The sequence below is a fragment of the Ruminococcus sp. AF17-22AC genome, from assembly GCF_003460065.1.
Taxonomy (GTDB): Bacteria; Bacillota; Clostridia; order Lachnospirales; family Lachnospiraceae; genus Blautia_A.
This window is the reverse complement of the sequence record NZ_QRXT01000020.1, coordinates 1-9568: the sequence shown is the minus strand read 5'-3', so window position 1 is coordinate 9568 and position 9568 is coordinate 1. Positions and strand designations below refer to the sequence as shown.

Here is a 9568-nt window from a genome sequence, read left to right as displayed (position 1 = left end):
AGTAGAGATTTATAGCCGGAAATCTATGTTTTATCATAATCTGTGAAATAAGATGGGTTAATTCTTCGATTTACATATTTTTTAAGGTGTTCCGGCATGGTATTATGGTACTTATAAAGAACCAATTATATCTGTTGGAGAGAGTGGTGAAAAGTTATGAAGTTATTGTTTAAACAAAGGTTGTTTTCATGGTTTGACAGCTATGATATCTATGATGAAGCAGGCAACACTGTTTATGTAGTAAAAGGTCAGCTGTCCTGGGGACATAAACTTGTAATTTATGATGCCTATGGAAACGAAGTAGGAATGGTTGTTCAGAAAGTACTTACTTTTCTTCCTAAATTTGAGATTTATAAAAATGGCAGTTATATTGGATGCCTGAGCAAAGAATTCTCATTTCTGACGCCACATTATAATATTGATTACAATGGATGGCATATTGATGGAACCATTATGGAATGGGACTATAGCATTCTTAATCAAAGCGGTTATTCAATTGCACGGGTTAGTAAAGAACTGTTTCATATGACTGATACATATGTTATTGATGTGCAGGATCCAGGAAATGCATTGGATGCGTTGATGTTCGTACTTGCGATTGATGCAGAAAAATGTTCCAGGAATTAGATAGTTGATCTTGTTGTCGAAGATATTCGGAGATGGGGAGGTAGCATGGGATTATTCAAAAAGAAAATCGTGAAAAAAACATATGACAGAGAACATATGAAACCAGTTAGTCGTGCAAGCATTTGTACTGGAGAAGAAGTAGCAGGGTTCAAAGACATACGGACCGGAAAAATCGAAGAAATCATGCTGATCAGATCTCCAGAGGACTTAGAAAAATTCAAAGAGATATATGAGATAACAGAGAAAATTGCAAAAGAATATTAGACATTGGATAAGGGGGATGTGTTGTCATGAGAACTATAGGTAATATCCTTTGGTTTATATTTGGAGGATTACTGGGCGGCCTGGCTTGGGTTTTTGCAGGATGCATATGGTGTATTACAATTATTGGAATTCCGGTAGGCTTGCAGTGTTTTAAATTTGCGACCCTGGCATTCTGGCCGTTTGGAAAAGAAATCGTGTATGGAAATGGCATGTTTTCGTTTCTGGTAAATCTTATATGGATTATATTTTTTGGCTGGGAAATGGCACTTGGAAACCTGATAGTGGGTTGCATTTGGTGCATTACGATAGTTGGAATTCCATTTGGAAAGCAGTTTTTCAAGATAGCAAGACTCTCTTTTATGCCATTTGGGGCGAGTGTAATAGGATAGAATATGTGAGGTCTTATTGACACAGAAGCAAGAAAACCGAATATATATAACCTGGATATGATTTTGTCTGTTGGATATCGTGTTAATTCTAAAAGAGGTATAGCTTTTAGAAAATGGGCAAATAATGTTCTTAAGCAATATATTATAAAAGGTTATGCTATTAATGAAAGGCGTCTTCTAGCATTAGAAAAGACAGTTGATATACAGAGCAGAATGCTTGCTGATGCGCTTGATATAGAGGAATCGGATGTGCTTAGAGCTGTAAATGAATATACAGAAGCATTGCTTTTGCTTGATCAATATGATCACCAGACATTATGTAAATCAGATGGGAGCAGTTCAATATATCGTATTACCTATGAAGAAGGTGTTCAGATGGTCGGAAATCCATGCCGGGTCATTCGAAAAATAACTGAGAAAGATCATATGCCAGATGGAATTGAAAAGAATTGAAAAATTTGCAGAGATGACAAGAGGTTCATTTTAGTAAAGAAAATAAAATAATCACAATTAATAACGCCGATGCAGGATTTTTATAATCCTATACCGGCGTTTGTTGTTTACGTGAGAATGTGTTTTACGCTTATTTTCCAAATGTATTGCTGGATTTAGCAGCAGCTTTAGCTGCCATGGTGTTAGTGGACTCGAACAAGGAAGTTGTCGGTGCAACCGGACACATCAGTACCCGTCCTGTTCCGCGGTAAACATTTACCAGACCCTCTCCGCTAACTGCAGATCCGACAAGTGTTTTGGTTGATCGTTCTACGGTAAATTCAAGGTTTGATGACCAGCATACGGCAAGATTTCCATCAATTTTCAGTTCATCATTTTCCAATATAACTTCAATCAATTCATCTTCGGGAACATTAGACTCCAGTGCAGCTACACCATTTCCCTGCAAACTCAGATTAAACAGGCCTTCGCTACCTAATACTGCTGATGAAAGGTTCTTTCTGGCTACAACTTTACTTTTTACATTTGCATCACAAGCCAGGAACATGCCATCTTCAATTGTCATTCCGGCCGAACCCCATTTTCCAATGTCTGCAAGAATAATGTATTTATATGTTGGTTCCAGTACCAGACAGCCTTCGCCAACATATTCTGGCTTAACTGCAGTTTCTTTTGTAACCGCACCCTTGAGTGCCTTTCCAAGGAAATCTCCGATGCCTTTTACACCAGATGTGGCTTGTACATTACCACCCATCCACTGCATGGAACCAGCCTGGATAACAGCTGAATGGTCTTTATCAATATCAATAACAACCTGTCTTCTTCTGACATTCATTTTACTCATGAAATACTCATTCATTGCATTCATAGGTGAAACGCTGGCATCCTGCACATATTCAAGCACATGGAAGTTTCCGATGCTTTTTGCATATTTTCTGTTTTCATTTTGTAAATTTTCAATTCGCATATTACTACTGACTCCTTTACCTTTAATAATAATTCATAGTGTTACTCGGATATGTTTATTATAAATGAGTCAGCATAGATAGAAAACAATTCGTGCAGAGAAATATAAAGACAGAATTCTCAAAATTCGAGAAATATAAAGTTGCAATTCCTCATGGTGGATGTGTATTATGAAAAATAAATTTGTTATAGTGACAATATCAACAAAAAAGCAGAATATAAATGGGGTGATCAGATGGAAGCAGCACAGAGAATTCGATTAATCCGGATTATAGAAAAGATGGAGAAAAATCCGGCATTCGGTAATAAGCTTGGTATAAAGAACACATCTGAATATTTATCAGAAAAAGAACAGAAAAAATGAAAGACGCATATCAAAATGAGTTTCAGAAGGAGAAAAAAATGTTATCGTTATTATTTACAATTTGTATGATTTGGTTTGTTGGAAAATTTTTTATATTTGGATTAAAAGCATCCTGGGGAATTATGAAATTACTTTGTACAGTTATTTTCTTCCCGGTGATATTGATTGGTATGGTTATAGGTGGACTGATGTACATTGCTTTTCCATTGTTGATTGTCGGTGGCATTATAGCATTGGTGACGTCACATTCATAATGGATCAGGAGGAGCAAACAGAAAGTATCGTCAATCAATTACAGCGTATGTAAAGGAAAAGGCAATGAGTCAGAAATGGTTCATTGCCTTTTGGCGCGTTATGGATTATTTTAATTTTTCTTTTTCGGCATTTAAGAGATCGAGATTAAGCCCCTGTTCTCCGGCGGTCTTATCTACCCAAAGATTCAAAGAGTCTATGGCTAAAGAAATTTCATCAAGTTTTTTACTAATATAAGCAAAATCTTTCATTTCATCATCGCTGGCAAGTCTTGCCAGCTGATTTACATTTACACCAATCTTATGCATTTCAAAAAACTGTTTCTCAAGGTACGTCGTATCAGTATTTATGATGATTCCGTCGATTGCCATCTTACGAAGATAGGCTCCCATGTTTGCGGTTTTTGATAAAATCATTTTCTTACGGATCATCTTTTTCTCTTCAGAAGTTACAAAAAACTGGATAGGTATATCTCTTGTTCTGTTAGCCATATAAGTCTTCTTCCTGAAAGATATAGCTTTCAATCTCGATTGCGCTTCGCTTCATCTCGGTCACGGCTGTCGCCGTATGAAGCCAACCTGATTTGTACAATTGTAAGCAAGCTTTCAATGTACATTCAGATTGTCTTCGCAAAGCTTGTAGCTTGCGTGAAGATTGGGTAGGGTCCCGGTCTTGTGGCGAATGCCCGGAAGTGGAATGTCATGACACTTCCTGTCCTTGCTATTCTCTATCTCTCAGCTATTAAATACAAAAATGATCCGGGAAGTTTAGCAATTAAAGCATTTAAAATAGCAATTAAGGGCAAAAATTAGCGTTTGAAAATTCAATTAAGGGCCTTTAATTAGCTATAGGACCGGTTGGATGTCGGGATTTTTGCACAGCCATTTATTGTAAGATGATAACATCAAAAAAGAAGAAAAAATCCAAGGAGGACTGGCAAATGAAAGGTTATGACACAAGCAACGGATATATGGGGTATGTAGAAGGCAAATACATTTTATTTGCCAGTGAGCAGGAATATTTCGAGTTTATGGAAGATTAAGAGGAGGACGGGCAATGAGTAAAATTTATTTCACACTGACAGGAACAAATCATTATTTTGGAAAAGAATTTCTGAAAAAAGGAACGAAGATCCGCTTAGAAAAAGAACCAGACAATGAATATGACAAGGAAGCAATTAAAGTAACTTACGAAGGTCTGGGAAAAATTGGATATGTAGCAAACAGTTCCTATACAGTGCTCGGAGATTCCATGAGTGCCGGAAGAATCTATGACAAAATCGGAAAGAAGGCAAAAGCAAAAGTGGCGCTTGTCACAGATCACGGAACAATCTGTAGCATCAGTAAGAAGAGCCTTCTGGATAATCAAAAGAAGGTTAAGAAAGCTGAAACAGAAGTTGAAGAATAAATAAATCTGAGGGAGGAAAAATCATGTTTGGATTTGATAAGATGTTTGATTTTAACAGAGACGGGAAATTGGATAGCTTGGAACGTGCTGTACAGTTTCAGTTCATGGACGAAATGATGAAGGATGATGAAAAAAGTATCTTTGATGACGATGATGAGATAGATACTTTTGCCGATGCTGGACTTGATTATGATGAGTTGGAATTTATGGATCCGGATGAAAGAAGAGAAGTGTTGGAAGATGCAGGATTGGATCCGGATGAGTTTGATTTTTGAAACTGAATGATACAGCTTGGAATAGCTGAGGCTGATTATGGTCTCGGCTATTTGATTTGACTGAATGAAAGGATCTAAAGAAACAAGGAAAGCAAGAAAATACGGAAAGTTATTTATGACAATTTATTACATGTAAGGTATAATAATGAATAAGATATTTATTTTAATAAGATATTTAAGTCTATTGACAAAATCAAAGGGATGAAAACGCTGATCAAAGAAAGCTATGTCGTTTTGAAGAATCGGTTAGGACGGGTTCCGCTTCTGTATGATTTCTATGAAAATCAGGAAATTGATCCACTGGTAATTATTAGAGAATATAAAACATATTATGCCTTTATGAAAGATATTATTGAGTATCGTACGATGGAATATTATCGGAGAAGGTATGTAGAAAACTGATTCTTAATATTATCTCCAGAGAAATTGAGTTATGATGTACACAGTAAAACGAATCGATGAAGACCTGAATTTTGGTTGTGAAGAACGACCGGATGATGCACCAGTCATGGCAATAGTGACTCTTGTGGATTCTTCAGGAAAAGAAGTGACAGTAAAAGCGGAGGACGCCAGGCTCTATGAGCGTAATATCAATGAGGGAGACAAAGTTTGTCTCGATGTAAATAATAAATTGGAAAAAGTAGAATGAAAGCTACAGGGAGAAAGTAAATGGTAAAGCAAATTGTAAGAGACATTTTCTTTTTAGGTCAGCCATCCGAACCAGCCACGAAAGCTGATATCCAGGTTGGAAAGGATCTGCAGGATACGTTGCAGGCAAACCGGGAACGGTGTGTTGGTATGGCTGCAAACATGATTGGTGTAAAGAAGAATATCATCATTGTGAATATGGGATTCATAGATGTAGTGATGTTCAATCCGGTGATTGTTTCAAAGCATGACATGTATGAGACAGAAGAAGGTTGTCTGTCCCTTGACGGTGTTCGTAAGACGACCAGATACCAGGAAATAGAAGTAGAATATTGTGACTTTAACTGGAAAAAACAGCGCCAGAAATTGTCAGGATGGACAGCACAGATTTGCCAGCATGAAATTGATCATTTGTCTGGAAAGATTATTTAACCGCATGCGGATTGCGAATATTCGCTTGACTCAAAGCGGATTGTGAGGTGACGGATATGCTGAAAAATGTACTGATCGTGGTAGATGATATAGAAAAATCTATAGAGTTTTATAAGGACTTATTTGGACTGCAAGTGATTCTTAAGAATGAAGGTAATGTGATCTTATCGGAGGGACTTGTTTTGCAGGATGCCGACGTATGGGGGAAAACACTGAATGAAACTTCTACGCCATTCAATAACATGATGGAACTGTATTTCGAGGAATTTGATATAGATGGATTGCTTGCAAAATATGAATCAGGTAAGTATTTCGTCCGATATGCCACTGAACTGACAGAACTTGCAGGTGGGCAGAAGCTTGTAAGGCTGTATGATCCGAGTGGTAATCTTATTGAGGTTCGTACGCCATTTATGTCTAATTAAAGGAGAGAATATGCAAATTTTTGTTGATGCAGATGCCTGTCCGGTAGTTGGTATTGTTGAAAAAGTTGCAAAAGAGCACAGTGTTCCGGTAACGTTATTGTGTGATACAAATCATGTGATATCTTCTGATTACAGTGAAGTGCTTGTAGTTGGAGCCGGCGCAGATGCAGTGGATTATAAACTGATCAGTATTTGTCATAAAGGCGATATTGTTGTATCACAGGACTACGGTGTGGCGGCAATGGCACTTGGAAAAAATGCATATGCGATTCATCAATCCGGGAAATGGTATACGAATGAGAATATTGATCAGATGCTTATGGAACGGCATCTGAATAAGAAGGCACGAAGGGCATCCGGAAAGAATCATTTAAAAGGACCAAGAAAACGAACATCGGAGGATGATGAGCATTTCAGAGAATCCTTCGAGAGAATGATACATATGGCAATGGATAAGGAGAACTAGTTCGAAATGGAAGAATGTAGAGTTCATATTGGCGATGTAGTCCAGCATTTTAAACGGGAAAATGTAAATCTGGAAATAGCGGAGTACTTGTACCGGATATTGGCTTTTGCGCAGCATACAGAAAATGGTAAGAAGCTGGTGATTTATCAGGCATTGTATCCGCCTTATAAAACATGTGCCAGACTATGCGATATCTGCATTAGCTTCTTATAAAATTCATTTCTATCGTTGTAAATTTTTTCTAATTCTTTTTACGTAAACAGTGCATAGGCTTTATCGGGTATATCTGTCAAGCCATCGTAGCTAAATGGTATGCGCTGCCCACCTCTGAAAATTGCATTTTTCCAGTATTTTTTTCTAAAATATTTAATTATTCCCATGTACTACCACCTCTTTCCCATAGTTGTTATTGACGTTCTGGCAAGACTGCAGATTTTATATGAGACTTTCAATCCGGATATCATGACAGACTTCCAGTTTGATTATGGTTCCATGATCCGTACTGGACTCAATGTTCGATATAACAAAAAGACTTGTCCGGAAGAAACTCTCTATCAGCTCGGAACTTTGGATAAACATGCCTCGGCAGAAATACTTGTGGAAATTTTCGAAGAGTTGAAAAAAGAGTTTGAAGAGCGGTTTGGTTCACATGTGCATATCATCGACTGGGCGTTGCACATGGATGAAGCTACTTCACATAGTGCTGGTATGAAGATCTATAGTGATGCGTCAGTAAGTGATTTCTTTAAGGGCATCCGTTCCAGACTTGAACGGAAATGTCAGAAGCGAGTTCGTATCTACCAGTGTAATCTGTGATGTACATAAGTTGCTGAAGAGTTGTTTTAATCAGGCTGTGAAGTGGGATATGATGGAGAAGAATCCGGCATTTAAAGCAACGGTACCAAAGCATAAATCAAAGAAAGCTTCCAAAATTCTTTGCTGATCTGGAAACCTGGCAGGGGAAGCAAAGGCGGCGGGGGTACAGCTGTGCCTGGCACAGATCGAATATCCGCAAAAATAGAAGTAAAATATGTGTAGATTTTTAAAAAAATTATTGACGTGAGGAAAACCACATGGTATGTTTTTTAAAAAAAAAAGAGATTATTTTAAAGGCAAACCTGTTGAAAGGCAGGGTCGCAAAGCCAGAAGGGACTAAAGTCAGAAAGCTTGGCCATGTCAGCCGGTTGCCACTGTTTCCATATCATCATAATATATGGAAAAGATGTGTGAACAGAAGAGATTCCGATACCTTTTATACTATATAGATGTGTGATTTTAAAAAAATATAGTAGGGACACTGGCAGATTTTGGCAAGTGTCCTTTTTGTATGCAAAAATGGGTAACAAAACTAGCAGGGACAGGTTTTCTGTATACAGATAAAAGCAGGATGAAGAAGGCATAAGACGGAGAGAGGACTTTTATAAAATGAAAAATTATGAAGACAAAATATATTCCTTAGGTGAGACTGTAACGGGACAGACACAGGCCATGTCACAGGCCGTACAGAAAACACTGGAAAATAATGGCGGGGTAGGTATAATGACAGGATCTTATGACCAAAACCTGTCTATTTTGTCTGTGGATAATCTGCTGTTGCATAGTACAGGATATACATTCGATACTTTCATGGAACAGACAAAAGGCTCATTGAGAAACTTCTTTTATGACGAGGAAGATATACTGGAGCGGGACCGTTTTTTGCAGCTTCACGGAACAGGGGAAGCACAGATCCTTGCAGCAGACGGTACAGTGAATAATGTACGGCTTTGTAAAGAGGATGCGACAGATGAGGCGGGCAGACAGATCTGGGTTATGTCCGTACAGGTCAACTGGGATCATGTAAATTTGGCACTGCTCAATGAGGCTATCTGTTCCGGCTTCTGGTATTTTGACTGTGACGAAAACAGTGAGATTGTGAATGCAAACTGGAGTCATGAATTCCGAAAAATGCTTGGCTATCATGACACTCTGGACTTTCCGAATAAACTGGAATCCTGGTCAGATCTTCTGCATCCACAGGATAAAGAAAGAGTAATGGTGCAGCTTCAGGCGGCAATTAAGGATAAGACGAACCAGATAAAATACCAGGTAGAGTATCGTATGAGAATGAAGGATAATCAATACCAGTGGTTTCGGGCATCGGCAGAAGTAATACGCCGTCTGGATGGTTCTGCCAGCAGGATTGCCGGGATTTTTATTAACATTGATGCGGAGAAAAAAGAAACCATGCAGGCACAAAAATCTGCTGCTTTCCACCGGGCTTTTACGAAAGCAGATTTGTGCGAGTATTATGTGAATCTGGAAGCGAATACTTTTGATACCTTTAAGGTTGAACCGTCCCTGATGACCGTCTTTGAACAGAGTCATACGTGGGATGAATTGATCCGGCATTTTGTGGATTCCTATGTTGTGGAGACAGATAAGAAGGCGGTATCCTCTTTTTACGACCGTGGTTATATTGCAGAAAGGCTGAAGGGTCTGGAAACCGAATTGGCTTTGGAGTGCCGTATCACTCTGAATGGAGAAGAACGATGGGTCCGCAATGTGGTCATACGTGGCGAAATAGAGGATTCAGAATATGCCATGATCTTTCTGCGTGA

General features: G+C 38.3%; 18 protein-coding genes and 1 riboswitch. Of the genes, 15 read left to right on the top strand and 3 right to left on the bottom strand.

The genetic code is table 11. From position 1 onward, the window contains the following. Positions 1 to 156 precede the first annotated feature (156 nt). The 4 genes from DWW86_RS16740 to rhuM are packed head-to-tail and all read left to right on the top strand — an operon-like array spanning position 157 to position 1733. Positions 157 to 627 (top strand): LURP-one-related/scramblase family protein, encoded by a 471-nt coding sequence (locus DWW86_RS16740; RefSeq protein WP_021650109.1) that lies wholly within the window; start codon positions 157 to 159, stop codon positions 625 to 627. A 45-nt stretch (positions 628 to 672) separates the two neighbouring features. Next, a complete protein-coding gene (locus DWW86_RS16735) occupies positions 673 to 891 on the top strand; it encodes an aspartate dehydrogenase (protein ID WP_117944086.1) in 219 nt (72 codons plus the stop codon). A gap of 26 nt (positions 892 to 917) precedes the next feature. After that, positions 918 to 1280 carry a YccF domain-containing protein gene (locus tag DWW86_RS16730; protein WP_072522422.1) on the top strand — a complete coding sequence of 121 codons (363 nt, stop codon included), beginning with the start codon at positions 918 to 920 and terminating at the stop codon, positions 1278 to 1280. A 15-nt stretch (positions 1281 to 1295) separates the two neighbouring features. Continuing rightward, a complete protein-coding gene (gene rhuM / locus DWW86_RS16725; RefSeq protein WP_286187750.1) occupies positions 1296 to 1733 on the top strand; it encodes a RhuM family protein in 438 nt (145 codons plus the stop codon). A 130-nt stretch (positions 1734 to 1863) separates the two neighbouring features. On the opposite strand, the gene DWW86_RS16720 is transcribed toward rhuM, so the two are convergent. Then, positions 1864 to 2700, bottom strand: a complete 837-nt coding sequence (locus DWW86_RS16720; RefSeq protein WP_117944082.1) for an AIM24 family protein — start codon at positions 2698 to 2700, stop codon at positions 1864 to 1866. A gap of 401 nt (positions 2701 to 3101) precedes the next feature. Here DWW86_RS16720 and DWW86_RS16715 point away from each other — a divergent pair, with 401 nt between their 5' ends. Beyond that, the gene (locus DWW86_RS16715; protein ID WP_072523409.1) at positions 3102 to 3317 is read left to right on the top strand and encodes a hypothetical protein; all 216 of its coding nucleotides are present in this window, start codon (positions 3102 to 3104) and stop codon (positions 3315 to 3317) included. 105 nt (positions 3318 to 3422) lie between these two features. Here the strand turns inward: DWW86_RS16715 and DWW86_RS17500 are convergent, their stop codons facing one another. Next, positions 3423 to 3806, bottom strand: coding sequence for a plasmid mobilization protein (locus DWW86_RS17500; protein WP_117944080.1), 384 nt, complete (start codon positions 3804 to 3806; stop codon positions 3423 to 3425). A 565-nt stretch (positions 3807 to 4371) separates the two neighbouring features. Here DWW86_RS17500 and DWW86_RS16705 point away from each other — a divergent pair. The 8 genes from DWW86_RS16705 to DWW86_RS16670 all read left to right on the top strand — a co-directional run bounded on the left by DWW86_RS16705 (position 4372) and on the right by DWW86_RS16670 (position 7181). Next, positions 4372 to 4722, top strand: coding sequence for an HIRAN domain-containing protein (locus tag DWW86_RS16705; RefSeq protein WP_117944078.1), 351 nt, complete (start codon positions 4372 to 4374; stop codon positions 4720 to 4722). Between the two features lie 23 nt (positions 4723 to 4745). Beyond that, positions 4746 to 4997, top strand: coding sequence for a hypothetical protein (locus DWW86_RS16700; protein WP_117944076.1), 252 nt, complete (start codon positions 4746 to 4748; stop codon positions 4995 to 4997). 201 nt (positions 4998 to 5198) lie between these two features. Further along, the gene (locus DWW86_RS17495) at positions 5199 to 5399 is read left to right on the top strand and encodes a DUF8090 domain-containing protein (protein ID WP_502696658.1); all 201 of its coding nucleotides are present in this window, start codon (positions 5199 to 5201) and stop codon (positions 5397 to 5399) included. A 31-nt stretch (positions 5400 to 5430) separates the two neighbouring features. Beyond that, positions 5431 to 5646 carry a hypothetical protein gene (locus DWW86_RS16690; protein ID WP_072522418.1) on the top strand — a complete coding sequence of 72 codons (216 nt, stop codon included), beginning with the start codon at positions 5431 to 5433 and terminating at the stop codon, positions 5644 to 5646. Positions 5647 to 5666: 20 nt separating this feature from the next. Continuing rightward, the gene (locus DWW86_RS16685; protein WP_117944073.1) at positions 5667 to 6077 is read left to right on the top strand and encodes a peptide deformylase; all 411 of its coding nucleotides are present in this window, start codon (positions 5667 to 5669) and stop codon (positions 6075 to 6077) included. A gap of 56 nt (positions 6078 to 6133) precedes the next feature. Continuing rightward, positions 6134 to 6502, top strand: coding sequence for a VOC family protein (locus tag DWW86_RS16680; RefSeq protein WP_117944071.1), 369 nt, complete (start codon positions 6134 to 6136; stop codon positions 6500 to 6502). A 10-nt stretch (positions 6503 to 6512) separates the two neighbouring features. After that, a complete protein-coding gene (locus tag DWW86_RS16675; protein WP_117944069.1) occupies positions 6513 to 6968 on the top strand; it encodes a YaiI/YqxD family protein in 456 nt (151 codons plus the stop codon). 6 nt (positions 6969 to 6974) lie between these two features. Further along, a complete protein-coding gene (locus DWW86_RS16670) occupies positions 6975 to 7181 on the top strand; it encodes a DUF1653 domain-containing protein (protein WP_117944067.1) in 207 nt (68 codons plus the stop codon). Between the two features lie 38 nt (positions 7182 to 7219). Here DWW86_RS16670 and DWW86_RS17490 read toward each other — a convergent pair whose 3' ends face one another. After that, a complete protein-coding gene (locus DWW86_RS17490) occupies positions 7220 to 7348 on the bottom strand; it encodes a hypothetical protein (protein WP_286187749.1) in 129 nt (42 codons plus the stop codon). Here DWW86_RS17490 and DWW86_RS16665 point away from each other — a divergent pair. Both DWW86_RS16665 and DWW86_RS16655 read left to right on the top strand, forming a co-directional pair. Beyond that, the gene (locus DWW86_RS16665) at positions 7347 to 7784 is read left to right on the top strand and encodes a hypothetical protein (protein ID WP_072522414.1); all 438 of its coding nucleotides are present in this window, start codon (positions 7347 to 7349) and stop codon (positions 7782 to 7784) included. The two genes, DWW86_RS17490 and DWW86_RS16665, sit on opposite strands and share 2 nt — an antisense overlap. 285 nt (positions 7785 to 8069) lie before the next feature. After that, a riboswitch (cyclic di-GMP riboswitch) is annotated at positions 8070 to 8160 on the top strand. 233 nt (positions 8161 to 8393) lie between these two features. After that, positions 8394 to 9568: PAS domain-containing protein (locus DWW86_RS16655; RefSeq protein ID WP_117944064.1), on the top strand; the 1175-nt coding region annotated here is incomplete at its 3' end.

What these genes read in the sequence shown, in the direction of transcription:
- DWW86_RS16730 (WP_072522422.1), top strand. Translation starts at nt 918, where the DNA reads ATGAGAACTATAGGTAATATCCTTTGGTTTATATTTGGAGGATTACTG.
- DWW86_RS16735 (WP_117944086.1), top strand. Translation starts at nt 673, where the DNA reads ATGGGATTATTCAAAAAGAAAATCGTGAAAAAAACATATGACAGAGAA.
- DWW86_RS16685 (WP_117944073.1), top strand. Translation starts at nt 5,667, where the DNA reads ATGGTAAAGCAAATTGTAAGAGACATTTTCTTTTTAGGTCAGCCATCC.
- DWW86_RS16690 (WP_072522418.1), top strand. Translation starts at nt 5,431, where the DNA reads ATGATGTACACAGTAAAACGAATCGATGAAGACCTGAATTTTGGTTGT.
- DWW86_RS17500 (WP_117944080.1), bottom strand. Translation starts at nt 3,806, where the DNA reads ATGGCTAACAGAACAAGAGATATACCTATCCAGTTTTTTGTAACTTCT.
- DWW86_RS16705 (WP_117944078.1), top strand. Translation starts at nt 4,372, where the DNA reads ATGAGTAAAATTTATTTCACACTGACAGGAACAAATCATTATTTTGGA.
- DWW86_RS16715 (WP_072523409.1), top strand. Translation starts at nt 3,102, where the DNA reads ATGTTATCGTTATTATTTACAATTTGTATGATTTGGTTTGTTGGAAAA.
- DWW86_RS16665 (WP_072522414.1), top strand. Translation starts at nt 7,347, where the DNA reads ATGTACTACCACCTCTTTCCCATAGTTGTTATTGACGTTCTGGCAAGA.
- DWW86_RS16680 (WP_117944071.1), top strand. Translation starts at nt 6,134, where the DNA reads ATGCTGAAAAATGTACTGATCGTGGTAGATGATATAGAAAAATCTATA.
- DWW86_RS16670 (WP_117944067.1), top strand. Translation starts at nt 6,975, where the DNA reads ATGGAAGAATGTAGAGTTCATATTGGCGATGTAGTCCAGCATTTTAAA.
- DWW86_RS17490 (WP_286187749.1), bottom strand. Translation starts at nt 7,348, where the DNA reads ATGGGAATAATTAAATATTTTAGAAAAAAATACTGGAAAAATGCAATT.
- DWW86_RS16700 (WP_117944076.1), top strand. Translation starts at nt 4,746, where the DNA reads ATGTTTGGATTTGATAAGATGTTTGATTTTAACAGAGACGGGAAATTG.
- DWW86_RS16675 (WP_117944069.1), top strand. Translation starts at nt 6,513, where the DNA reads ATGCAAATTTTTGTTGATGCAGATGCCTGTCCGGTAGTTGGTATTGTT.
- DWW86_RS16740 (WP_021650109.1), top strand. Translation starts at nt 157, where the DNA reads ATGAAGTTATTGTTTAAACAAAGGTTGTTTTCATGGTTTGACAGCTAT.
- DWW86_RS17495 (WP_502696658.1), top strand. Translation starts at nt 5,199, where the DNA reads ATGAAAACGCTGATCAAAGAAAGCTATGTCGTTTTGAAGAATCGGTTA.
- DWW86_RS16720 (WP_117944082.1), bottom strand. Translation starts at nt 2,700, where the DNA reads ATGCGAATTGAAAATTTACAAAATGAAAACAGAAAATATGCAAAAAGC.